Consider the following 25199-nt stretch of genomic DNA (forward strand, 5'->3'; position numbering starts at 1 on the left):
AGTACATTAATTATTATAATAAATATAGAATCAAGACAAAATTAAAAGGCATGTCTCCTGAACAATTCAGGAAACATACCTTGAAATCAGCCTAAATCCAAAAGTTCAACTTTTGGGTAGCACGTCATACCCGGCTTTTTCTTTAAGCAAGTGCTTCATTTCTTTCAGCAGCTTCAGCATGCTGTGTTCTGTATTTATAATAAAATTCGAGAAACTTATCGAGCTTTCCTTCGGAAATACTTTTTATGCTGACGAGCAGCTTATCATTCTGCCAAAGATGAAGGATATGTCCCACCATCAGCAAATCCTCAACTGTTACCCGTGTAATATCTTTGAAGCTGATCTCCTCTACGCAAACCATATCATGATCTTCCAGGTTCATAAATAATCTGTGAGTTGTCGCAACCAGTGATCCGTGGTATGTACTTTTCTCTCCCTTAAAGTACTCCACTGATCCTACTAAAGCCGGACCTACTACTTCTCTCGGCAGTAAATTTACACCTTCAATGTGTTTTAATTTGTTGTACATAGACAACATCCCCTTTATTTGATGTTATTTATCTATTTACCACCAAAGAGAGCGTAATAAACATCTTTAAATTTTAAAAATATAACACCGAGTATCACACCGGTAATTCCGCCGAGAGTATTTAAAATAACGTCATCAATACTCGTAATTCTGCCAATTGGAAGAAGATACTGCATCGTTTCGATAAACACCGACAGCAGCGTGCATAAAATTGTTGTCAGCAGCTCTTTTCTGATAATAATATACAGAAAAAATGCTGCAGGAATAAACAGGACAATATTCATCAGCACGCTGTTGATTAATGCTTCTGTCGTGGCAAAATACCACATTTCTTCTATGCTTGCAAATGGTGTCAGCTCGACGATATCACTGTCGTTTGAAGTCGGCATCATCGTTACGAGAAATATGCCGACCAGACTCATCGTCAGGCCGATGACCGATAAATATTTAATTTTTCTAGAAATTGAGTCCAGGTGATATCCGTGCTTTATATTGATCATCAGTGTAATAACCGTAATCAGCATGAAAATCATTATAAATATCGGAATCACCGGCTGAAATGCTTCAAATAAAATACCCATAAAATATAATGCCTCTAATCTTCTCCAAATTGCTGTTCTGTAAATGCTCTGTACATATCGTGCGAAGCCATCAGTTCTATGTGGGTGCCTTCGCCTGTTAAGTGTCCGCTGTCAATAAAGTATATCTTATCTGAATTAACAATGGTCGACAAACGATGTGCGATTACGAGAACCGTTCTGCCTGCCATGAGCTCATTCAATGCTTCTCCGACGTATTTTTCAGACTGCGAATCGAGACTTGCTGTCGCTTCATCCAGCATTAAAATTTGGGGATTGCGTAAAAATGCCCGTGCGATGCCGATACGCTGGCGCTGGCCGCCCGAGAGTTTCACACCGCGCTCGCCGACTTCTGTCAGGATACCGTCCGGCAGTTCATCGATAAATTCGCTGGTATAGGACTGTTTTACTGCACGTTCAATATCCTCGTCAGTGTAATCACCAGCTTTCAAGCCGTAGGTAATATTTTCTTTAATGGTGCCGGAGATAATTGCGCTTTCCTGGGCAACATAGCCGATGCCGCTCCGGTATTCACCGAGAGGAATATTTTCAATATCTATATTATCGATGGTGATACTTCCGCTCCAAACAGAATAATAGCGTTCAATAAGAGAAAATATTGTGGACTTCCCGCTGCCGCTTGGACCGACGAAGGCGATTTTCTGATTATTATTGGCGGTAAAAGAGATGTTTTCAAGCACTGGTGTATCCTCATAGCCGAAAGATACATTATTAAACTGAAGCGTCTTATAAGCCAGTGACACATCTTCCAGGCTGCCAGATTTTTCATCATCCATTTCCAGAATGCCCATAATTCTTCCCGTTGCCCCGAGCGCTTTGTTGTACTCAGTAAAGAACATGGCAAACATCGTCATCGGCATAATAATCTGGAATAAATATAATAAGAAAGCAACCAGTGTACCGATTGTCATCGTACCGTCAGCCACCCTCAGTCCGCCGTAACCGATGACCAGTATAATGACAAACATCATAATCGTATACATAATCGGCGATAAGAGAGCATTGATGACTGCCTCTTTCATGCCGTATTTATAGAGCTGTCCGATACCCCCGTTACCCTTTTGCTGTTCATAGTTTTCTGCGTTAAATGATTTCATTAAGCGGATTTCGCTCAGCGTTTCCTGAATGGCACCCGTAAAGGCGGCAGTTTCATCCTGCAGCTTTTTCGATACTTTCTGCATACGGCTGCCGAGCGGCATAATAACCGCGATAGATATCGGGAGCGACACGAACATTATTAAAGTCAGTTTCCAGTCGAGGAAAAATAAAATAATGACTGAACCTGCAACACTCAGCACACCGCTGATTAACTGAGGAAAATGGCTCGTAATCAGATTTTGAATAATACTCGTATCGTTAACAACCCGGCTGACAGACTCGCCGCTTTTTGTTTTATCGAAATAGCTGACCGGCAGCTTAAGAAACTTGGCCCAGACCTTTTCTCTCAAACTCCGGACAACCGTCTGTCCTATTTTTGCAAGCATGTAATAAGAAATACCGTCGATGACTGCACTGCCTAAAAACACAGCGATAATCAATATAACAAGAGGCATAGTAATTAAGTCAGTATTGAAGCCGTCGATAAACATCTGTGTTAACAGCGGGACAATCAGCGAACCGGCTGTGCCGATCAGCGTCAGCAGAACTCCCGTAAAAAACAAGCCTTTTTTAACGTTAGTACTTTTAATTAAATTAATAAATTTTTTAAACGATGCTTTTTCTTCATTATTATTCAAGTTGCTGCTCCTTTCATAATTGCACCTTTATATTATAACGATTTTTTTCTGTTTAAGCATTATGGTAAACTTAATTTAACAAATTAAAGGGGGAGTATTATGGCTTTGGAAATTACCGATCTTACAAAAGTGTTCGGAGAACAGACAGCTGTGGATTCAATTAACATTAAAGTTCCTGCAGGAAGCATGTACGGTTTTCTCGGCGGCAACGGTGCTGGAAAAACGACAACCTTCCGCATGATTCTCCAGCTGCTCACACCGACATCCGGTTCAATTTTATATAACGGCAAGAGCATCGGCTATCATATGACAGATCAAATCGGCTACCTGCCTGAAGAACGCGGTCTGCACCCTAAGTTAAAAGTATCTGAACAGGTACTGTATTTAGCTGAATTAAAAGGCATGTCAAAAAAAGATGCAGGCAAAGCTTTGGATTACTGGCTTGAACGCTTTAAAGTAACAGAAAATAAGTTTAAAAAAATCGAAAAGCTGTCCAAAGGGAACCAGCAGAAAATCCAGCTGATTGCTTCTATAATACATAACCCCGAATTAATCATTCTGGATGAACCCTTCAGCGGTCTCGACCCAATTAATGTTGAGATACTGAAAGACGCGGTAAAAGATTTAAATGCACAGGGTTCTACTATTATTTTCAGTACTCACCGCATGGAACATGTTGAAGAACTGTGCGAAGAATTGTGTATCCTCGACCGTGGAAAACAGATTGTCAGCGGCAATATCGACCAGATTAAACAAGACTTCGGCCAGAAGGAAATCATTATTGAAGGCGAACATGATATTGCTTTTATCAAAGACATGCCGGGTGTGCTTGAGATGGAACAGATAAGAAATAAATCAGTGATAAAAATCGCAGATGAAAAATATGCCGAGGATATTTATAAACGGATTACCGATATTGGTTTCTTTAAAAGATTCCAGGTCAACGAACCTTCTTTAAATGATATCTTTATAGCGAAAGTAGGCCGTGACTATGAATAAATTTATGACGACATTTAACCTTACTTTCTTTTCAAAACTTAAAGCCAAATCGTTTTTAATCACAACACTGATTATTATAGCGGGGATGTTTATCGCTTTTAACCTGGATAAAATTATTGGGCTGTTTGATTCGGATGACGAAGAAATAAGACTCGAAGTTGAGGCGGATGAAACATTCCTGTCAGTATTCGAACCGACACTCCAGTCTTACGACGAAACGATTGAAATCGCCGGCGAAGATGGCGATGCAGTGCTCGACATTGTAAATACCGACCCGCTGGAAGCTGAGATCCGGATGGATGAAGAAATCTCATCATCACAGGAAGAAAGTATCCAGCTTGCTTTAAATGAAACAAACCGTGTTTATGTACTTCAGACTCTCGAGCTCTCGGAAGAGGAAATTTCCCAGATGTACGAAGAAGTACCCGTGGAATTTTTAGTGGCGGCGGATGATGATTCAGGCAGTTTCGAGGCAGCTGATTCAGATGAGACAAACATCCTGAATATGATTATTTTCTACTTCTCGGTTATTCTGATGTTTATTATCATTCTGAACTACGCAAGCCAGATTTCGACAGAAATAGCGAATGAAAAATCTTCACGTGTCATAGAGATGATTGTATCGAGCATCCGCCCGACACAGCATTTAATGGCAAAAGTATTCGCTATGATTTCTGTCAGTGTTATCCAGGTCGGCCTGATTACAGCCGGCGGTCTGATTGCATTTTACTTTTCTGATACATCCGCCCTTCTCGACCAGTTCGGACTCGAGACGAATGATCAGACTTTAAAAATTGTAGTTTACTGTATTATTTTTGTTATTCTCGGACTGATTCTTTACCTGTCAGTTGCAGCTATGCTCGGTTCATTTATTAACCGGATGGAGGATCTCCAGCAGGGATTGATGCCGGTAACCTTCCTCAGCATGATCGGATACTTTATCGCGCTCGGGGGCATGTCGTTTGCAGATAACATCGCAGTAACAATTACAAGCTATTTCCCATTCTTTACACCGTTCGTTATGCCGCTCCGCCTGCTCGTTAATGATACAGGACATATGCCGATGATAATCGGTATTCTAATCATGGTAATTACGATAATTATCGCACTTTCTCTCGCAGGCTTCGTCTATAAAAGAAGTGTCTTGTCGACAGAAAGCGGCATTATCAAAAACATTAAAAGAATTAAAAAATAAGCAGTGCATTGGCCTCCCCTTCATCGAAAAGATGAAAGGGAGGTCTTAATTTATCATGTATTATTGTGCAATATATTCTTTAAAAATAAATTTCTTTTTATTTTTAAAATATGCATAAATTTCACATCCAAAAAAAGTTGCAAATACTCATTGACAAAGCATTTTAATGTTGTATCATGATGTAGACGAAAAACAAAGGAGTCCTGAATATGCAAGTAGAATTAACAAGATTTAGGGTGAAAAAAGGTAAAGAAGAACTGGTCGATCAATGGATGGAATTTTTAAACGAGCATATGAACGATGCCCTTCTTACACTTGACGGCGAGAAAATGTTTGTGGAAACAATTATGAGAGACACTATGGGTGATTACGATTATCTTTACTGGTATTCTATTCAGGCAGATGACGGTGACTCTAACTCGGAAACTGAAAGATGCATCGATAGAAAACATCTTGAATTCTTTAATAAATGTATCGACAGAACATACCGTCCGAAAAACTTAAGAACAGAAGTTGTTATGATTCCTCAGCGAATTAAAAAACAAATCGAAGAAGCTGCGGAAGAAGTTTAATATATGAATACAGCCGAAAACGTATAAAAGGCACTGAAATCTAATTTTAGAATTCAGTGCCTTTATTTTATTGCTTCTCTTTTTCTTCTGCCCGGAGCGCTTTTACGCTATAGAGAATGTAATAGCCTGCAAAAATTACTGCCACAAGCTGCAGAAACCAGTTCACTTCGACCATCGTATTCGCGATAATTAAAAATATGACCAGCATGGCAGCTGTATATATCATTTTCTGTTTATGTTCATTCATAAAAAATACTCCTAACACATATGTATTAGAAGTATTATCTCACAATTTAAATTTATTCACCAATCGCAGCAGTATCTGCAATGATGGTTACATCCTCATGATTATTTAAAATAGAAGCCGGGTTATTTTCAGTTACTTCGCCGCTTAATAATGCATTCAGCGCTTCTTTTTTATTTTCACCGTAAATAAGTATAACAATTTTTTTAGCTTTCATAATTGAATTCAAGCCCATGGTAAATGCCTTAGACGGCACGTCGCCAAGATTATCGAAGAAACGCGAGTTATCCTCAACAGTCTCCGGTGTTAAATCAACAACATGCGTCAGTGAGTCAAAAGATGTACCCGGTTCGTTAAATGCAATATGTCCATTGCGTCCGATACCAAGAAGCTGTACGTCAAGACCCGCTTCATCGATTGCCTGTTCATATGCTTCAACTTCTGTTTCAGCATTCTCAGCTTTGCCGTTTAATAAATGAATATTTTCTTTTGGAATCGAAACATGATTAAAGAAATTTTCATGCATATAATATGAATAACTCTGCTCATGGTCTTTATCGAGTCCTACGTATTCATCCAGATTAAAAGTAGTAATATTGTTCTGATCAACGTCGCTGCCATTTAACTTTTTAATCAGTTCCATATAAGTGCCTTCAGGTGTTGAACCCGTTGCGAGGCCAATGACAGGTTTTTCATTTTCTTTGATAACATCAAATAAAATATCAGATGCTTTCTTGCTCATTTCTTCATAATTGCTAACTTTTACTAACTTCATAATGTCCTCCTAATTTGACTGCAGGTTTTCAATAATAATATGAACTGCGCGGGTAATATCTTCCTGAGGCCAGCTCGGCACACGCTGTGCAATACCAATTTCATGACTCGGCGGCACGTGCACAAAACCTGCCGGAATATCCAGCTTCTTCTGCTGCAAATAATACAGCTCGCTGTACATTAAATTGTTGCACAAATACGTGCCTGCTGAATTCGAAATATTTACCGGGATATTTTCGTTCAATAACGCAGTTTCAAGCTGCTTTAACGGCAATTTTGAAAACAAGCCGTCGGCGCCATTTTCATAAATTTTTTCGCCATTCGGTTTAAAACCAGTATTATCTTCACGTCCGTCAATTGTATTAATCGCAATGCGTTCAAGATGAACACTTGAAATACCGCTTGCGAGACCTAAAGAAAGCACCGCGTCAGGCTCGACAGCCTCGATATCCTGTTCGATTAATGAATTAATTTCCTTAAACGCTACAGGATAAACCCTGCCGATAATTTTATAATCTCCGATGACTTTACCTTCGAGACTTTCGACGGCAGCCTGGGTCGGATTTGTTTTAAATTTTAGAAATGGTTCATAGCCCGTTAACAGTAACTTCTTCATAGATTATCATCCTTTTTATATTACTTCGTAATAAAGTAATAAGTAAATAAATAGTAGCATAAAACCCGTAAAAAGTGTGAAATTTCTGTGTTGCGAGACAGATTTTTTTGTATATTCTGTTAGACGCAGGCGCATTCCATTTCCGGTGTATCCGGTTCATGACGACGCCCGGTGTCGAACGAAAGTCACAATGACGGGGCAGCCGCCCTCTCCCGTCATTGTGAAAACTACAGTGACGGGGTAACTGCACTGTCCCGTCATTGTGAAAACTACAGTGACGGGGTAACCGTCCTGTCCCGTCATTGTGAAAACTACAGTGACGGGGTAACTGCACTGTCCCGTCATTGTGCATACCAATGTGACAGGACAGGCATAAAAATCGTTCCTATATCCAAATTCACTGCTTCGCATGCAACGGCAGTTTCCCGTTATTATTCTACAATCAAAAACTCCGACAATGCGCTGCATCGCCGGAGTTTCTTTATATTTATTCTATTCCAAGTCTTTAAGATAAGGGAAACTGCTCGGGTACTGGTAGTAGCCGTCCAAGTCAGAGTTAATTCCCGTTAATAATGTCGTATGGAAGACCGGGATTAGCGGCTGCTCGTCTATAATAATCTGCTGTGCGTCTTCGTACATCTGAAGACGTGTTTCCTCATCCATTTCTACACGCGCATTATCCAGTAATTCATCAACTTCCGGGTTGGAGTATCTTGTTCTGTTTCCTGGTGCGCCTATATTATCCGAATGGAACATCGGGTATAGTCCGTAATCCGCATCGAGCGTTACTGTGCCCCAGCCGCCCATAAACATTTCATGGTCACCGTTCGCTGTATATTCCTGGTAGGCGCCAGCTTCCATTAGAGAAATCTCTAAATCCACACCGATTTCAGATAATACTTCCTGCATGTAAGTTGCAACGTCCTGGTGTGTTCTCGAATTCAGTACAACTTCCGCTGTAAATCCTTCCGGATAATCACTTGCTGCAAGGTATTCTTTTGCCTGATCAAGGTCGTACTCAATTGGCTCCAGATTTTCGCTGTAGCCGTGTACTGTCGGGTTTAACGGTGTTTCCGCAACTTCGTGAATGCCCACTAAAATATTTTCGATAATCGCATTTTTATCGATTGCAGAAGCAATCGCCAGGCGGACATTTTCATCATTAAACGGTTCTTTTTCCGTGTTAAAACCTAAATACGTCATGTTTGCACTTGGGCGCTGCTGAACTTCGCTGCCTTCGTTTGCATCAACCTGCTGAACATCATTCGGATCCATCGGATAAATTATATCCGCTGTGCCTGATGTTAATTCAGCAATACGGGACTGGTCTTCCGGCACTGCTCTGAATGTAATTGATTCAGGTTTGGCAGGCTCTCCCCAGTATTCTTCGTTTCTTGTTAATGTAATGTGTTCACCTTCATTGATCTCTTCAAATTTAAAGAATCCTGTCCCTACCGGTGTACGGTTAACTTCAGTCAGCGGGTTGCCGCCTTCTTCCATTTGAGCATAATCCGCATCGATGACTTCTTTACTGATCATATGTCCGCCCGGATGTGCAAGGTGAGCGGGCAAGGCTGCAAATGGTTCGTCTGTATGTATCTGAACCGTGTAGTCATCAATGATTTCCACGTCTGAGATTTCCGTAAAGAGGAAGGACAATGGTGACGCCACTTCCTCATCGCGCACGCGATCGAGGTTAGCTTTTACCACTTCTGCGTTAAAGTCGCTGCCGTCATGGAATTTAATCCCTTCACGAAGTTTAAATTCCCAGGCTGTATCTGAAATCTGTTCGTAACTTTCAGCAAGCCCTGGCTCCAGTTCCAGATCCTGATTTAATTTTACAAGTGTTTCGTAAATATTAGTCATCACATAAAGTGAATAACCGTCATTTGCCGCATGCGGATCAAGCGAGTTCGGCAAGGCCATAATACTAAAATCAATTGCTTCCCCGTTTCCAGCGTCCCCTTCTGTTTCCGCTACTTCTTCTTCTACATCACTGTCACTGGTGCAGGCAGCAAGTATTAATACAAATGCTGCCATTAACAACATTGATAATTTCTTCATTATTTTTCCTCCAATTTTCTTAATGCATATTATTATACTATGAATTAATTCCAGACACCATACAATTTTAAAATAAAAAAACAGGTGAAATAATCACCTGTTTATACGCCGCGTTCTCCAATATCATTACGATAAAATAGCGCATCATTATTAAATTCAATCTGTTTAGTATTGTTATATGCAGCTTGTTTAGCTTCTTCGAGTGTGCTCCCGCGTCCCGTTACAAGCATCACTCTGCCTCCGGCAGTTTCATAACTCTCATCCTTAACGTGTCTCAGTCCGCTGTTGAATATTTTATCCTCCAGTTCATCAGGAATGACAACTGAAGAGCCCTTAACGTAATCTTTCGGGTAACCTTTCGACGCCAATATTACACCGAGCATAGAGTCGCTGCTGAATTGCAGTTCGTAAGACTCTTTATTTCTGACCGCTTCAAGCACATCGATAAAATCCGATTCAAGAAGCTCCAGCAGCACCTGGGCTTCCGGATCGCCGAAACGCGCATTAAATTCAATTGTTTTAACGCCGTCCTTCGTAATAATAGCTCCGAGATACATCACACCGAAGTAGTCCAGTCCTTCTTTTACCATTGCATCTGCCATAGGCTTAACTATTTTACTGACAGCTTCGCCGATTACATCAGCACCAATATGAGTTACAGGGGCATAGGCACCCATACCTCCCGTATTCGGTCCCGTATCTCCGTCATACGCACGTTTATGATCCTGGGCTACAATATTGAAAGGCAATGTGTACTCTCCGTTTACGAGCACCATTAAGCTGAACTCCTCACCTTCAAGGAATTCTTCGATGACAACAGGATTATCTTCACCTTCAGCAAACATTTCTTTTAATGCATCGAGCGCTTCAGTTTCAGTCATTGCCACAGCAACACCTTTGCCTGCAGCCAGACCGTCTTTTTTAATGACTATCGGTGCGCCTTCTTGTTTAACGTACTCTGCTGCTTCGATTAAATTCGTAAATGTCTGGTAGGCTGCAGTCGGGATGTCGTATTTAAACATAATTTTTTTGGCAAAAGCTTTGGAAGACTCGAGCTGTGCTTCCAGCTTTCTCGGTCCGAACACTTTCACTCCCGCAGCTTCCAGTGCATCAGCGAGACCTGCATTAAGCGGGGCTTCAGGACCGATAACTGCCCATGTAATGTTCTCCTTTTTCGCCAGTTCAACAATCCGGTCAATATCGGAATCTTTAATATCGCTGTGTACGTCAGCATATTTCTCTATACTGCTGTTGCCGGGTACTGCGTGTATGTTTTCTGTATGCTTTGACCGGCTTAAAGCTTTCACGAGAGCATGCTCCCGTCCGCCGCCGCCAATTACTAATACATTCATTGATTTCCGTCCCCCAGTATTAATGTTTGAAATGACGCATTCCCGTAAATACCATTGCGATACCATTCTCATTACAAAAATCGATTGATTCATTATCGCGTTTTGAACCGCCGGGCTGGATTATTGCTTTTATTCCGTACCGGTGTGCATTTTCCACTGTATCCGGCATCGGGAAGAACCCGTCGCTTGCGAGAACAATATTGTCTCCAAGCTCAATTGCTCGTTCCGCTGCAATTTTCAGGGCGCCGACACGGTTCATCTGACCGGCGCCGATACCGACTGTCTGTTTACTGTTGGCGAGGACAATCGCATTCGACTTCACATGTTTAGATACTTCCCAGGCAAGTGCCAATGCTTTCAGCTGGTCTTCATCAGGTTTCTGTTCTGTAACATATTCAAGAGAATCTTTATCGAGTTTCCCTGTATCACGCGATTGTACAAGGTAGCCGCCCGACACGCTGACAAATTCGTCCTGCACAGCATCTTCTGTAAAATCAACCTGCAGGAGACGAATATTTTTCTTCGCCGTTAAAATGTTCAATGCTTCTTCTGAGAAATGCGGGGCAATAATTACTTCTAAAAACACCTTGCTTAATTTTTCTGCTGCCGCTTCATTCACTATTTTATTAAGCGCAACGATACCGCCGAAAATTGACTGATTATCAGCATCGAATGCATTTTGAAACGCATCTTCCAGCGTATCTCCGGTACCGACACCGCAAGGGTTCATATGTTTAACTGCAACTGCCGCCGGCAGATCGAATTTCTTCGCCAGCTGGAAGGCGCTGTCCGCATCCCTTAAATTGTTGTAGCTCAGTTCTTTGCCGTGGAGCACCTTGGCGTTGAGAATTGTATTTTGCTCGCCTGACGTTTTAACGTATTTTGCACTTTGATGCGGGTTCTCGCCGTAACGGAGCGTTTTTTCACTTTGTGCAAAGAAGTTTACAATTGCCTGATCATAGTCATTTGTATGACGGAACACTTTAATCATAAGCTGCTTTCTGAAATTCTCATCAAGCGCGTTATTTTTCATACGCTCCAGCACTTCTTCATAATCAAAAGGATCGACAACTGTCGTTACATGTTTGTAGTTTTTTGCCGCCGCACGCAGCATTGTCGGCCCGCCTATGTCGATATTTTCCACTGCATCACTTTCAGTCACATCCGCTTTTTTGACCGTTTCTTTAAACGGGTATAAATTCACAGCAACAAGATCAATCGTTTCTATATTATTTTTACGAAGATCTTCCATGTGAGCCGGATTGTCACGGTCTGCTAAAATTCCGCCGTGAACTGCCGGATGAAGTGTTTTGACACGGCCGTCCATAATTTCATTGAAGTCCGTTAAATCACTGACCTGTTTCACAGCAATATCAGCGTCCTCGAGAGCTTTAAATGTGCCGCCCGTGGAATAGAGCTCGTAGCCCTGTTCAATAAGCCCCGCCGCAAATTTTTCTATGCCTGTTTTGTTCGATACACTAAGCAATGCTTTCATAGTTAAACTCTCCCATTCAGTACTTTCTTCAGAGCTTCAGGATATAGTTCGTACTCTGTCTGATGTATTTTATCTTCAAGTGATTGAAGTGTGTCATCTTCTTCTATTATAACTGCAGTCTGTTCAATAATTTTTCCGGTATCAATCCCGGCATCGACATAATGCACTGTCACACCGGTTACTTTTACGCCGTAATTGTAAGCATCTTCGATACCATTTCTGCCTTTAAATGACGGCAGCAGCGAGGGATGCAGATTAATAATCCGGTCTTTATATGCATTAATAAACTCAGCCGACAATATTCTCATAAAGCCGGCGAGCACGATATAATCAACAGTAAAATCTGAGAGTGCTTCTTTAATGGCAGTTTCAAAATCCCGTTTGCTGGAATATACACCCCGATTAATAATAATTGAAGGAATATTTAATTTCTCTGCCCGTTTAACTGCGAATGCATCCGGCGAGTCAACAATCAGTACTTTAATATCAAATCCGGATTCAGCACTTTTTAAAGCAAGGTTTTCAAAATTAGAACCGCCGCCGGAAGCAAATACCGCAACATTACTGACCATTTATTTTAATTCCCTCTTCAGCAGTGACTTCACCAATCACGCTGCTCGTATAATCGAAGTCTTTCAATATATCGAGTGCCGTATCCGCTTCTTCTTTTGGCACGACAATAATAAAGCCGATGCCCATGTTGAAGACATTATATGCTTCTTCCTGTTTCATCCCGCTTTGTTCGAGCAGCCAGGCGAGTACTTTCGGCACTTCAATATTCGTAACGTCGAGACTCACACCCAGTGTTTCAGGCAAGGCTCTCGGAATATTTTCAATAAAACCGCCGCCGGTAATATGACTCATCGCTTTTATCGTTACTTTGTCTTTTAATGCTTTAACTTCCTGCGCGTAAATACGCGTCGGTTCAAGGAGCAGATCAAGCAGCTTGTCGCCATCCAGCTCTGCAGTCACATCAATTTGATTATCTGCAATAATTTTACGGACCAGGCTGTAGCCGTTTGAATGAATGCCGCTTGAAGCGAGACCGATAATTTTATCGCCGGCTTGAACAGATGTTCCGTCGATATACTGATCTTTCTCAACTGCACCGACAGCAAACCCCGCAATATCATATTCACCTTCGCCGTACATTTCTCCCATCTCGGCAGTTTCCCCCCCTATCAGCGCGCATTCAGACTGCACGCAGCCTTCCGACACCCCTTTAACAATCTCTCCGATATGTTCAGGAACCACCTTGTTAACAGCAATATAATCAAGGAAATATAACGGTTCTGCACCGGTCGTAATAATGTCGTTTACACACATTGCAACAGCATCGATGCCGATCGTATCGTGACGGTTATAATCGATGGCGAGCTTCAGTTTCGTGCCGACACCGTCAGTACCCGATACAAGTACAGGGGAGATCATATTTAACTGTGACAAATCAAATGCTGCGCCGAAACCTCCAAGACCGCCGATAACTTCGGGACGCATAGTGCGTTTTACATGTCCTTTCATCTGTTCGACCGCTTCATATCCGGCATTAATATCGACACCGGCTTTTTTATATTGTTCAGACATCGTTATACTCCTTTCGTTTTTGCATCTTTTTCCTGAGGTAAGAGACCGTCAGTATTTTCAATCGGATAATTTCCCGTAAAACATGCATCACACTCACCGCGTGAGCCGTATCTTTCATACACTTCATGCATTCTTTCAACAGATAAATAAGTCAGTGAATCCGCACCGATTTCTTCCCGTACTTCTTCAGTTGATTTCGCCGATGCAATAATTTCCGCATGCGTCGATACATCTATACCGTAATAACACGGGTTTTTAAGAGGCGGAGATGAGACGCCCATATGAACTTCTTTCGCTCCTGCTTTTTTCAATGCTTTCACGATAAATTTACTCGTCGTTCCGCGGACAATTGAATCATCGATAACAATTACGCTTTTGCCTTCTACTATATCCCTGACCGGTGACAGTTTCATCCGGACTGCGCGTTCACGCGCTTCCTGTCCCGACGCGATAAAAGTCCTGCCGACGTAGCGGTTTTTTAATAAACCCTGTTCGCCGGGGATACCCGATTCATCGCTGAACCCTTTTGCTGCTGCAAGACTTGAGTCCGGCACACCGATTACAATATCCGCTTTAACATCCATTTCTTTCGCCAGCTCTTCGCCGAGGGCTTTACGGATTGTGTACGTTGAAGTACCTCGGAATTCTGAATCTGCACGGGCAAAATAAATGTATTCCATAGAACACATATTAGGATTCTCAAAATCTGTGTAGCGGTCAAAATCAATACCGTCGTCGCTGATTGTAATGAGCTCTCCCGGTTCGATATCACGGATATACTCCGCACCGATTGCTGTAAATGCGCAGGTTTCGCTCGCCACACAATAAGCACCATCCAGAATACCAAGCATCAGCGGGCGTACACCGTGGTCATCCAGGGCAATTGTCAATGCATCTTCATGTAAAATAACAAAGGCAAATGCACCTTTCAGCTGCTGAAGAACAGTTTTAATTCGCGCTTTTCTCGTCGGACCTTTCGCCCGTCTTAACAGATGTGCAAACACTTCGGAATCCGAAGTCGTCTGAAAGATTGCACCCTGGTCTTCAAGTGCCCTTCTGATATGGAGCGCATTAACGATGTTGCCGTTATGCGCAAGACCGAGATCACCGATATGACTTTTAAATAAAAACGGCTGAACGTTTGATAAAGCACTTGAATCACTTGTTGCATAACGGACATGACCGATTGATTTTGAAAATGGTCTCAGTGATTCAAGCTGGGTTTGAGAGAGTGCTTCAGTCAGAAGACCCATACCGCGTGCCCCGAACAGATAGTCACCGCCGGAAGCGACGATACCCGCCCCTTCCTGACCGCGGTGCTGCAGGCTGTGCAGTGCCATATACGTTAATTCGCTGGCTTCGGGGTGCCCCCAAATACCAAAGAGACCGCATTCTTCATTTAGTCCTCTGAGTTCATACATGACGGGATTGCCCCCTCCCATGCGTTTCTGACATCTGATAATTCACGGTTAATTTCAAAATCCTGTGCTTTCACAACAAATTTACTGCCTGTTAATTTACCAATTTCAACTGCGCCTTCGATATCAAGTCCTGACGGTGCTGCAACAAGATAATTCGAAGCACCTTCTGCAAAGAGTAAGTCTTTACGGACATCGACATTTACTTCAAGACCGACATTATTAAAACTTGCAAGCTGAGCGAGCTTGGCAATCAGACCGCCGCGTCCAAGCGGAGCGATTTTATTGATTTCCCCGTTAACAAGTTTTTCACGCAGCATCATTCCGCGGCTGTATTCGAGCTCAAGATCGATTGACCGTGTTGTCTGACGGATTGTGTTTTCAAGAAGTTTTTCAAGCTGGCTGCCCGCAAATGACGGTGTTAATTCACCAACTAAATATAAGGCGTCGCCTTCATTTACACTTTCATGGGCCAGCTGATTAATATTGTCGATTAAACCGACCATACCGATAATCGGTGTCGGCAGAATCCCCCCTGTGCTGTGTTCGTTATACAGACTGACATTCCCTGAAACTACAGGTGTTGATAAAGCAAGACACGCTTCGGCCATCCCTTTAGTGGACTTGTCCAGCTGATTGTAAATTTCAGGTTTTTCCGGAGATCCGTAGTTCAAACAGTCCGTCATGCCTAATGGCATGGCACCTGTTGCAATAATGTTTCTGAATGTTTGTGCAACGACTTCTTTCCCGCCGTTGTAAGGATCGGCAAAGACATACCGGCTTTTGCCGTCAAGCACCATACTTACAGCTTTGTCAGTACCTTCAATCTGAACGATACCCGCACCAAATCCTGAACCTTGAACAGTGTTGCCGCCTGCCGTACTGTTAAAGCCGTTATAAATATATGATTTATCTGCAATGGTCGGGTGCGTCATTAATTTATCAAAAGCAGTTTCTAAATCTTCATTGCTGTAATCGGTGCGCGCTTCATCCTCTTTTGGTTCTGTTCCTTCTAAAACATAAACAGGTGCATCGTCAGACAGCGGAGCCACCGGCAGGTCTGCATATACTTCATCTTCGTAGTAAAGTGTCAGACGGTCGCCTTCAGTGACTTCACCGATAACTGCTGAGTCGAGCTTCATTTCTGTAAACATATTTAAAAACTTATCTTCAGATCCGTCTTCAACGACAAGCAGCATGCGTTCCTGTGTTTCCGACAGCATCATTTCGTACGGTGACATATCTGAATGTGTCACAGGTACTTTATCCAGATAAAGATTCATACCTGAACCGCCTTTGTCCGCCATTTCGGCGCTTGAAGAGGTAAGTCCGGCTGCACCCATATCCTGAATGCCAACAAGCTCTTTCATCTCGATTGCCTGCAATGTTGCTTCCATTAGAAGTTTCCCCGCTTCAGGGTGGCCTTTTTGAATTTCCGGACGGTTATCATCGCTCAGTTCTCCTGATGCAAAACTTGCACCATTGATACCGTCTCTCCCCGTTGGTAGACCAACGTAGACCACTTTGTTGCCAAGCCCTTTTGCTGTTCCTTTTTGAATCTTATCATGTGTAATTAAACCGACACCCATTGCATTCACAAGCGGATTTTCATGATACGACGCATCGAATTCCACTTCGCCTGATACTGCAGGCAGCTCCATCGTATTGCCGTAATCTCTCATACCATCTATGACACCCTGAAGCAGCCACTTGTTCTGTTTGTTATCCAGCTCGCCAAATCTGAGTGAATTCAATAAACCGATTGGACGCGCACCAATAGAAACGATATCACGAACGATACCGCCTATACCGGTTGCTGCACCCTGATACGGATCTACAGCTGACGGATGATTATGAGATTCCACTTTAAATACAATCGCCTGATTATCACCGATATCCACAACACCCGCACCTTCTCCGGGTCCCATTAAAACATGTTCTCCTTCAGTCGGGAACTGCTTTAAGAATGGTTTTGAATGCTTGTAAGAACAATGTTCGCTCCACATCGCAGAAAAAATACCGGTTTCAGTATAGTTAGGCTCTCTGCCTAAAATTTCGTTAATCTTATCGAATTCCGAATCTGTTAAACCCATTTCTGCGTACAGTTTTTGTTCTCTAATTTCCTGATTTGTCGGTTCATTGAATTTCATCTTAAATTTCCTCCAGCTTATTGTAAAATTTAGTATGCGCTTCAAACAGTGCGTCGGATAAATACAGGTTACATATTACTGTGATTCTTTTTCAAAATTCTTTTTCAATTTTATAAGCTCCATGTCAATATCATCAGTCAATATTGTGACATGTCCCATTTTCCTCGCCGGCTTGCGGTCTGATTTTCCGTATAAATGAACATTCCATTCAGAATAATCAAATAATTCAAGGCCGAGGCGATCCAGATCTTCGCCTAGCAGGTTCATCATAATTGCATCCTGGTGCTGATAAACTTCAGGCAGCGGCTGGTTCGTCACGCTTAAAATATGTGCATCAAACTGGCTGATATTGCATGCTTCAATTGTGTAGTGCGCTGAGTTATGCGGCCTTGGGGCAATTTCATTGACGTAGAGTTCTCCTTCTTTATCTATGAAGAATTCGACTGTAAATACACCAACGAATAGCATCGCATCCATAATTTTTTTCACTTCGGCTTTCGCCTGTTCAAAATAGGCCACTCTGGCCGGAGCAATCGTACGGTATAAAATCTGGTCGCGGTGCAGGTTTTCCTGAAGTGGGAAATAAACTATTTCTCCGCCGGCGCTTCTTGCCGCAGTCAGTGATACTTCTCTTTCCAGGTCAATATATTTCTCAACGATAAATTCCCTATCTTCAAACGGAATATTCTCAGCAGTTAAATCTTCTTTTGAACCGATATAATACTGTCCCTTGCCGTCATAGCCTCCCGTTGCCGTTTTTACGATTAAGGGATAGGAATATTTATCTGCAAAACTTTCCACGTCGCCCCTGGATGAAACATTTTCAAATGGGACAATACTCGCACCCGAATCTCTAATTGCATTTTTCTCACTCGTGCGGTTTTGTAATGTTAATACAGTTTCAGCACCTTGGGGCACGTAATAGTCAGATACGAGATTTCTTAAAATATGAGCATCTATGTTTTCAAATTCATAAGTAACGATATCAGACATATCACTTAATTTAACCAGTGCTTCTTCATCGCTGAAGTCGGCCTGAATAAAAGTATGGCACGTACTGCGTGCCGGCGCGTCTTCAGATGGATCCAGCACTGCAACTTTGTAACCCATTCTCTGAGCGCTCTGTGCAAGCATTTTCCCAAGCTGGCCTCCGCCAATGATACCGATAACAGCCGGCGGATATAAACGTTTACTTAAGATCATTTTGCATATCCTCAACTTTCTTTTCGAGACTTTTCGTATATTCAAACAGCTTCTCAAAAACTGCTTGATCTGATATTCCAATCATTCTTGCTGCAAGGAGTCCGGCATTTTTAGCACCGGGAATACCGATAGCCTGTGTGGCAACCGGAATCCCTCCCGGCATCTGAACGATGGACAATAAGGAATCCATGCCTTTTAAAGATTTAGATTCGATAGGTACACCAATTACAGGTGCATTTGTTAAAGATGCAATCATTCCCGGCAGATGTGCAGCACCGCCTGCGCCTGCAATAATAATATCGATGCCTTCTGACGTTGCGTTTTTGGCATATTCAACCATCATCTCCGGTGTACGGTGAGCACTGACTACTTTTGTCTCATAGCTTATTCCGAAATAATCCAGCATTTCAGCACTGTGTTTCATAGTGGACCAATCCGAAGAACTGCCCATAATAATACCTACTGTCATGTTGTATGCACTCCTATTTTGACGAACATTATTTATAATATTAATTATAATGTGCGTATTTTAAATGTCAATGGTTAAATAAGCATGAATATCGTCCGTTTTTAAAGTGTTTTTCCTTTGAAAACGCAAAAAACCGGGCAGCAGCCCGGTTCTAATTTTTATATTCTTCATTATTAATATCAGTAATAAACATATGTCCCGGCGCATGACTGATTAAAATTTCAGGCTTTGCTTTTAATACAGCATTTTGAGGTGTGACACCACACGCCCAGAACACCGGAACTTCATCTTCTGCAATAGCAATCGAATCTCCGTAATCGGGATTATCAATATTTTCTATTCCGATTTCTTGAGGGTTTCCGACGTGCACCGGTCCCCCGTGCATGTTTGGAAAGTCATTTGTTATATTAATTACTTTATCGACGAGCTCTTTTTTAAATGGACGCATGGAAACTACTGTCTCTCCTGAAAAAATGCCGGCAGGCACCGTTTCGATATTCGTTTTATACATTGCGACATTGCGCCCCTCATCAATATGTTTAATATTGATCCCCGCATCTAAAATTGCCTGTTCGAAAGTAAAACTGCAGCCGATTAAAAAGGTGACAAAATCATCCTGCCATTCATCTTTAATATCGCTGACTGTATTTGTCAGCTTACCTTTTTTATAAATGTTATACAGCGGAACATCCGTGCGGATATCCGAGTTCTGTGCATATCTGCTGGTAAACTCGCCCGCTTCAAGCACTTCAATAATCGGAACCGGCTTACTGTTGCGAAGAGCAAATAACAAGAAGTCAAAAGCATATTCTTTTGGCAGAATTGCTAAGTTCGCCTGTACTTTATCTCCCGAGATACCGGACGTCGGACCTGAGTGTTCACCTGTTCTAATCTTCATTCTTATATTTTCAGCATTCATTTAATCACCTATCCATTCCACAATTCTGCAAGACCCTGAAGCGACATAAATCCTGCGATTAATGTAACAATAACTGCGACTATACCGAAGACTATCATCCATGTCGGATGATGGTAATTACCAACGATACTTTTCTTCCGTGAAGCAAGTAATATTGCACCGAGTGTCAGCGGCAGAATCAGTCCGTTGAAAGAACCTGCGAGTATAAGCAGAGTGACCGGGCGACCGACAAATAGGAAAATTAAAGTCGATGTCGCGATAAAAACAACAATCACTATATTGTTATACCTGTCAAATACCTGATTGAACGAGCGCATAAAACTTGCGCTTGTGTATGCCGCACCAATTACAGAAGACAGAGCCGCTGCGAGCAGCACAACACCAAACACTTTCATTCCGATATCGCCGAGAGCAAACTGGAAAACAGATGCCGGCGGATTATCCTCTGATAAAACTGCTCCCTGAGTCAGTACTCCGAGGACCGCCAGGAATAAGAGAACGCGCATAACTCCAGTCGTTAAAATTCCCCAGTTTGCAGCGTGGCTGACAAAGCGCAGGTTTTTCTCACCTGTCATACCCGCTTCTATTAAACGGTGGGCACCGGCAAAAGTAATGTAACCGCCGACTGTCCCGCCGACCAGTGTAATAATCGGCAGCAGCATGGCAATTGGATCTTCAGGTAAAATTACCCGCTTAGCCGCTTCAGCGACCGGCGGCTCTGAAATAATCATGACATATGCTACGATACCAATCATCAGCACTCCGAGCACCTGTGTCACAACATCCATAACAGCACGGCCGTTCTTTATTAAAAATATTATAATTGCGAAGATACCTGTGATTGCAGCGCCTATTCTTACATCCCAGCCGAAAATTGCATTAAAACCGAGTCCTGCACCGGCGACGTTTCCGATATTAAATGCAAAACCGCCGATAACGATTAAGACAGCGACTAAGGTTCCGAGTCCCGGAAAGACTTCGTTCGCCACATCCTGCCCCCGCTTTCCGCTGACGGACAGTACGCGCCAAATGTTAAGCTGCGCACCGATATCAATAACGATGGATGCTAAAATGGCAAAGGCAAAACTCGCCATGAACTGCTGTGTGAATACTGTTGTCTGTGTTAAAAATGCAGGTCCGATTGAAGATGTTGCCATCAGGAACACCGCACCGAACAGCAGTCTGCGCTGTGCGGCTGTAATTTTCGGTTTATTTTCCATATTTGCACCCCTCAGTTATAACGTTTCGATAGAAATTCCTTTTTCTTCTAGCTGACGTCTGATTTCTTTTACAAATTCCAATGCTTTTTCTCCGTCTCCATGGACGCAGATGCTGTCCGCCTGAATATCCACGTCTTTTCCGTTGATACTTTCTACTTTACCTTCGGTAATCATACGGACAACACGTTCTGTAGCGAGAGTACTGTCGGTAATCATCGCACCTTCCTTGCTTCGTGACACCAGCGTGCCGTCATCTTCGTAGGCACGGTCTGCGAATACTTCATTAATGACATCAAGCCCCAGAGTTTTTCCGGCTTTGACTAAATTATTATTGGCAAGTCCCATTAATTTTAGTTTTGGATTAAAATCTTTAACCGCTTTTGCGATAACATGAGCGAGATCTTCATTTTTAAAGGTCGCATTGTAAAGCGCACCATGGGGCTTCACATGATTCATATCAAGTCCGTATGTCCGCGCTATACCGTCCAGCGCCGACAGCTGATAGAGCATAATTGCATGAACTTCCGTTTCTGACAATTCCATATACCTGCGGCCGAAGCCCATTAAATCCGGGAATCCCGGATGGGCTCCAAGACCTGTTGAACCCGATTCTTTGATGCGTTTAACCGTCTCAATCATCACGGCAGGATCACTGGCATGAAATCCGCACGCCACATTCGCTGAAGAAATCAGAGGAATGATTTCCGCATCGTTGCCGATTGTATAATTTCCATAGCTCTCCCCGAGATCCGCATTTAGATCAATCGTTAATTTACTCAATTAAACCATCCTTTACTCAATAATATTTTCTGTATGAAGCAACTTAATATCGTAATCATTCGCTAACACTTTCGGATGTCCCAGCAGATAATACTGAAAATCTAAATTTGTCTTAACCGGTTCAATAACTGTTTCCCCGAGCACAAGTTTCAGTTTAAATAAGGCATCTTCCCGGTTATCAGCCTTCACAATAATTTTAGCAATCATCGAATCGTAATACGGCGGTATAGAATAACCGCTATAAATATGCGTGTCCACACGTACATTTCTGCCGAGGCCAAAATGCAGTTTCTCAATTTTACCCGGTGAAGGCATAAAACGATTTTCCGGATCTTCCGCATTCAGCCGTGCTTCAATGGCATGTCCTGACAGCTTCACTTCACCCTGTGTAATACCGATATCATTATTAAATGCAACATCAATCTGAGCTCTGATAATATCAATTCCGGTCACTTCTTCCGAGACAGTATGTTCAACCTGTACCCGCGTATTCATCTCAATAAAATAAAAACGCTTTTCTTCAGCTACATATAAGTACTCAATTGTCCCTGCCCCGCGGTAATTCAGTTTTGCAATCGCCTGCCGCGTCGTTTCTGTAATATCAGCACGTTCTTTACCGCTTAAAATGGTTGCCGGTGCTTCTTCAAGCAATTTCTGGTTATTTCTCTGAATCGAACAATCCCGCTCAAATAAATGGATTGCTCCGCCCTTGCCGTCACCGATAACCTGAATTTCAATATGGCGTGCTTTTGGAATGTATTTCTCAACGTACAAGCGGTCATCGTTAAAAGAGTTCTTTGCTTCTTTTTTTGCTTCATCGTACAATTTGTCCACATCTTCATCATTGTGGGCAAACCGCATACCTTTGCCGCCGCCGCCGGAAACAGCTTTTATTACGATAGGATAGATAATTTTTTTTGCCAGTTTCTTCACTTCATCTTTTGTTTTGACAATGCCGTCACTGCCCGGAATAACAGGAACACCTGCTTTTTTCATGGTCTCTCTTGCCATGGACTTATCGCCCATTTTTGCCATCGTTTCCGGTGAAGGTCCTATAAATATCAGACCGAGCTCTTCAGTCCGTTTTGCAAATTCAGGTGTTTCCGATAAAAACCCGTAACCCGGATGAATAGCATCTGCCTTACTCATAATTGCAGCCTGCAGTATATTATCGATGTTTAGATAGCTGTCAGCGCTTTTCGGTCCCCCGATACAATAAGCTTCATCTGCCAATGCAACATGAAGACTATCTGCGTCACCGCTCGAGTAGACTGCAACGCTCGCAATATTCATTTCCTTTAAAGTTCTGATAATTCTTACCGCGATTTCACCGCGGTTCGCAATTAAAACCTTTTTCATCGTCATGCCTCCTCTGGACGGACACGAAACAGCACATCACCGTATTCCACAGCATCTCCATTGGCCACAGTTATTTCTTCAACGATACCCGCGACGCTGCTTTTCACATCGTTAAATACTTTCATCGCTTCAATAAAACCGACCTGGTCCCCTTTAGAAACTTTATCTCCTTCTGAAACAAATGTCTCATCGCTGTTTTCATCTTTCTGATTGTAGAAGGTTCCGATTTGACCGGCTGTTATTTCAATCAGTTTGGAGGCTTCCTCTTCTGAAACTGCCGGTGCAGGTCGGTCTGCCGCAGGCTGTACTGCAACTTCCGCGCCTTTCTGTTCGATATGAATATGAGTATCATTTTCCGAGATGCTGAGTACAGCCAGATCTTCTTCTTTTAACAATTTAACCAGTTTTTTTATTTCTTTAAAATCCATTATTTTATCCTCCAATTAATTGCGTAATACTTAATGCATCCCGCCGTCTCGCATTTTTAAAATTAACTGATGTATTAATATATGAACCGTCAGTTAATGCCTTCAGGCTGTCTTTATACAGCTGTGACGCTTCATCTACACTTACTTCGGTAAATGTAATCTTCTCTCCCGGTTTTTTCTGGGCGATTTTTGGCAGATCGACTTTTGCGACAGTGCCAATTTTCTTATAGCCGCCTGCGGTCTGGCGGTCGGCAAGCAGAACGATCGGCTGCCCGTTTTTCGGCACCTGTATGCTGCCGAACTGTGTCGGTTCGCTCAATATATCGTCGTCATCTGCAGATTCCACCGCCGGACCTTCAAGACGGCAGCCCATCCGGTCGCTGTCTTTTGTAAGGGTATATTCACTTTCTGTAAATATCCGTTTATTCACAGAATCAAATCTGTCATTCTGCTGACCCGGGATAAAGCGTATCTCAGTATCTTCAGTCAATACTTTTGTGATTACCGGAAAATTATGTTCCACTGTTTTCCCTTTGACTAGCAAAATATCCCCCGCCTTTAAGACGCGTCCTTTGTAACCGCCCATCTTGCTTCTCGTATGAGTTGAGTAGCTGCCGAGTTCCTTCGGAAGATCGAGCCCGCCGCTGAAAGCAATATATGTACGGGCACCTTTTTTAACACCGCCGAACTTTACAATGTCACCCTTAACGAGATCAACAGCAGTTCCTGTATCAAAAGGTTCTTCGTTAATTGTCAGTTCCATCTCTGCTCCGGCAGACGACATACTCGTGCTGTGCAGTACTTCAAAGGTAATTCCGTAAAGCGTGAGTTCGAGCACGCCGCAATTATAATCATTGCCGAGCAGTGCATTCGCAAGATAATAACTTTCATAATCCATGACCCCTGCAGGGGTAAAACCGTATGATTCATATCCGTAGCGGCCAAGATCCTGCACTGTCGTAAACAGGCCCGGATTGATAATTTTAAGCGCCATCTGCTTCACCTCTGTATTCTGTCTCCACAGTATATTCACCTTTATCGTATGCTTCTTTTATGCGGTAATATTCCCGCTCGTTAATTGGCGTAAAAATAATTCTGTCCCCTGCTTCATATAAAATTGCATTGTCACGCGAGCTGTCGTACAGCGGAACCGGGGTTCTTCCGAGAAGATTCCAGCCGCCCGGAGAATCAAAAGGATAAATACCGGTCTGCCGTCCGCCGATGCCGACGGTGCCTGCTTGAATTTTCGTTCTCGGCGAGTCTAGTCTTGCTTTAAACAGCTTATCGCTGAGCCCTCCTAAAAAAGGAAAACCCGGCATAAATCCGAGCATATAAACAAGATATTCTTTGTTGCTGTGCATGCTGATTACATCTTCCGGCGTCAGCCCGTTTTCTTTAAAACGAGCGAGGTCCGGGCCGAACTCCCCGCCGTAGCACACCGGTATTTTAACAACTTTATACGCGTACTCCCTGTCTTTCAATTCGCTTAATTCC

General features: G+C 42.7%; 26 protein-coding genes. 4 read left to right on the forward strand and 22 right to left on the reverse strand.

Annotated elements, in window-relative coordinates; all coding sequences use genetic code 11:
• The first annotated feature begins 5 nt into the window (after positions 1-5).
• Positions 6-95: an IS3 family transposase gene (locus IR135_RS08395; protein ID WP_416212699.1), complete on the forward strand. Its 90-nt coding sequence runs from the start codon at positions 6-8 to the stop codon at positions 93-95.
• Positions 96-142: 47 nt separating this feature from the next.
• Here the strand turns inward: IR135_RS08395 and IR135_RS08400 are convergent, their stop codons facing one another.
• Genes IR135_RS08400 through IR135_RS08410 form a run of 3 tightly spaced genes read right to left on the reverse strand, consistent with a single transcriptional unit; the run spans position 143 to position 2864 of the window.
• The gene (locus tag IR135_RS08400; RefSeq protein WP_167753399.1) at positions 143-529 is read right to left on the reverse strand and encodes a hypothetical protein; all 387 of its coding nucleotides are present in this window, start codon (positions 527-529) and stop codon (positions 143-145) included.
• A 32-nt stretch (positions 530-561) separates the two neighbouring features.
• Positions 562-1110, reverse strand: a complete 549-nt coding sequence (locus tag IR135_RS08405; RefSeq protein WP_135098520.1) for a VanZ family protein — start codon at positions 1108-1110, stop codon at positions 562-564.
• A 14-nt stretch (positions 1111-1124) separates the two neighbouring features.
• A complete protein-coding gene (locus tag IR135_RS08410; RefSeq protein ID WP_135098522.1) occupies positions 1125-2864 on the reverse strand; it encodes an ABC transporter ATP-binding protein in 1740 nt (579 codons plus the stop codon).
• A gap of 99 nt (positions 2865-2963) precedes the next feature.
• On the opposite strand from IR135_RS08410, the gene IR135_RS08415 reads away from it, so the two are divergent.
• From IR135_RS08415 to IR135_RS08425, 3 genes are all read left to right on the forward strand, one after another.
• Positions 2964-3863: an ABC transporter ATP-binding protein gene (locus IR135_RS08415; RefSeq protein ID WP_135098524.1), complete on the forward strand. Its 900-nt coding sequence runs from the start codon at positions 2964-2966 to the stop codon at positions 3861-3863.
• The gene (locus tag IR135_RS08420) at positions 3856-5058 is read left to right on the forward strand and encodes an ABC transporter permease (protein WP_135098526.1); all 1203 of its coding nucleotides are present in this window, start codon (positions 3856-3858) and stop codon (positions 5056-5058) included. The genes IR135_RS08415 and IR135_RS08420 overlap by 8 nt, the downstream gene beginning before the upstream one ends.
• 209 nt (positions 5059-5267) lie before the next feature.
• Positions 5268-5630, forward strand: coding sequence for a DUF6176 family protein (locus IR135_RS08425; protein ID WP_135098528.1), 363 nt, complete (start codon positions 5268-5270; stop codon positions 5628-5630).
• Between the two features lie 67 nt (positions 5631-5697).
• Here the strand turns inward: IR135_RS08425 and IR135_RS08430 are convergent, their stop codons facing one another.
• The 19 genes from IR135_RS08430 to pxpB all read right to left on the reverse strand — a co-directional run bounded on the left by IR135_RS08430 (position 5698) and on the right by pxpB (position 25186).
• The gene (locus IR135_RS08430) at positions 5698-5877 is read right to left on the reverse strand and encodes a hypothetical protein (protein WP_135098530.1); all 180 of its coding nucleotides are present in this window, start codon (positions 5875-5877) and stop codon (positions 5698-5700) included.
• 52 nt (positions 5878-5929) lie between these two features.
• Complete coding sequence (gene nagB / locus IR135_RS08435) at positions 5930-6649, reverse strand: glucosamine-6-phosphate deaminase (protein WP_135098532.1); 720 nt, start codon at positions 6647-6649, stop codon at positions 5930-5932.
• Between the two features lie 9 nt (positions 6650-6658).
• A complete protein-coding gene (locus IR135_RS08440; RefSeq protein WP_135098534.1) occupies positions 6659-7264 on the reverse strand; it encodes a pyroglutamyl-peptidase I in 606 nt (201 codons plus the stop codon).
• 492 nt (positions 7265-7756) lie between these two features.
• Complete coding sequence (locus IR135_RS08445; RefSeq protein WP_135098536.1) at positions 7757-9328, reverse strand: glutathione ABC transporter substrate-binding protein; 1572 nt, start codon at positions 9326-9328, stop codon at positions 7757-7759.
• 101 nt (positions 9329-9429) lie between these two features.
• Positions 9430-10680: a phosphoribosylamine--glycine ligase gene (gene purD, locus IR135_RS08450; RefSeq protein ID WP_135098538.1), complete on the reverse strand. Its 1251-nt coding sequence runs from the start codon at positions 10678-10680 to the stop codon at positions 9430-9432.
• Positions 10681-10699: 19 nt separating this feature from the next.
• Complete coding sequence (gene purH, locus IR135_RS08455) at positions 10700-12175, reverse strand: bifunctional phosphoribosylaminoimidazolecarboxamide formyltransferase/IMP cyclohydrolase (RefSeq protein ID WP_135098540.1); 1476 nt, start codon at positions 12173-12175, stop codon at positions 10700-10702.
• A gap of 2 nt (positions 12176-12177) precedes the next feature.
• The gene (gene purN, locus IR135_RS08460; protein WP_135098542.1) at positions 12178-12747 is read right to left on the reverse strand and encodes a phosphoribosylglycinamide formyltransferase; all 570 of its coding nucleotides are present in this window, start codon (positions 12745-12747) and stop codon (positions 12178-12180) included.
• Positions 12737-13759 (reverse strand): phosphoribosylformylglycinamidine cyclo-ligase, encoded by a 1023-nt coding sequence (gene purM / locus IR135_RS08465; RefSeq protein WP_135098544.1) that lies wholly within the window; start codon positions 13757-13759, stop codon positions 12737-12739. Before purM ends, purN begins: the two co-directional genes overlap by 11 nt.
• Positions 13760-13761: 2 nt before the next feature.
• Entirely contained in the window at positions 13762-15180 is a 1419-nt protein-coding gene (gene purF, locus IR135_RS08470) for an amidophosphoribosyltransferase (protein ID WP_135098546.1), read from the reverse strand.
• The gene (purL, locus tag IR135_RS08475; protein WP_135098548.1) at positions 15159-17327 is read right to left on the reverse strand and encodes a phosphoribosylformylglycinamidine synthase subunit PurL; all 2169 of its coding nucleotides are present in this window, start codon (positions 17325-17327) and stop codon (positions 15159-15161) included. Before purL ends, purF begins: the two co-directional genes overlap by 22 nt.
• Positions 17328-17402: 75 nt before the next feature.
• Entirely contained in the window at positions 17403-18530 is a 1128-nt protein-coding gene (gene purK / locus IR135_RS08480) for a 5-(carboxyamino)imidazole ribonucleotide synthase (protein ID WP_135098550.1), read from the reverse strand.
• On the reverse strand, positions 18517-18999 hold the full coding sequence (gene purE, locus IR135_RS08485; RefSeq protein WP_115885405.1) for a 5-(carboxyamino)imidazole ribonucleotide mutase: 483 nt from the start codon (positions 18997-18999) through the stop codon (positions 18517-18519). The genes purK and purE overlap by 14 nt, the downstream gene beginning before the upstream one ends.
• A 151-nt stretch (positions 19000-19150) precedes the next feature.
• Positions 19151-19918 carry a putative hydro-lyase gene (locus tag IR135_RS08490; protein WP_135098552.1) on the reverse strand — a complete coding sequence of 256 codons (768 nt, stop codon included), beginning with the start codon at positions 19916-19918 and terminating at the stop codon, positions 19151-19153.
• An 8-nt stretch (positions 19919-19926) separates the two neighbouring features.
• A complete protein-coding gene (locus IR135_RS08495; RefSeq protein ID WP_135098554.1) occupies positions 19927-21138 on the reverse strand; it encodes an NRAMP family divalent metal transporter in 1212 nt (403 codons plus the stop codon).
• Between the two features lie 15 nt (positions 21139-21153).
• The gene (locus tag IR135_RS08500) at positions 21154-21918 is read right to left on the reverse strand and encodes a LamB/YcsF family protein (RefSeq protein WP_135098556.1); all 765 of its coding nucleotides are present in this window, start codon (positions 21916-21918) and stop codon (positions 21154-21156) included.
• 12 nt (positions 21919-21930) lie between these two features.
• Complete coding sequence (locus IR135_RS08505; protein WP_135098558.1) at positions 21931-23277, reverse strand: acetyl-CoA carboxylase biotin carboxylase subunit; 1347 nt, start codon at positions 23275-23277, stop codon at positions 21931-21933.
• Between the two features lie 2 nt (positions 23278-23279).
• Complete coding sequence (locus IR135_RS08510) at positions 23280-23705, reverse strand: acetyl-CoA carboxylase biotin carboxyl carrier protein (RefSeq protein ID WP_135098560.1); 426 nt, start codon at positions 23703-23705, stop codon at positions 23280-23282.
• A gap of 4 nt (positions 23706-23709) precedes the next feature.
• Positions 23710-24699, reverse strand: coding sequence for a biotin-dependent carboxyltransferase family protein (locus IR135_RS08515; RefSeq protein ID WP_135098562.1), 990 nt, complete (start codon positions 24697-24699; stop codon positions 23710-23712).
• The gene (gene pxpB, locus IR135_RS08520; RefSeq protein ID WP_265588373.1) at positions 24689-25186 is read right to left on the reverse strand and encodes a 5-oxoprolinase subunit PxpB; all 498 of its coding nucleotides are present in this window, start codon (positions 25184-25186) and stop codon (positions 24689-24691) included. The genes IR135_RS08515 and pxpB overlap by 11 nt, the downstream gene beginning before the upstream one ends.
• Positions 25187-25199: the final 13 nt, after the last annotated feature.

Source organism: Jeotgalicoccus nanhaiensis (assembly GCF_015235105.1).
Lineage (GTDB): Bacteria > Bacillota > Bacilli > Staphylococcales > Salinicoccaceae > Jeotgalicoccus > Jeotgalicoccus nanhaiensis.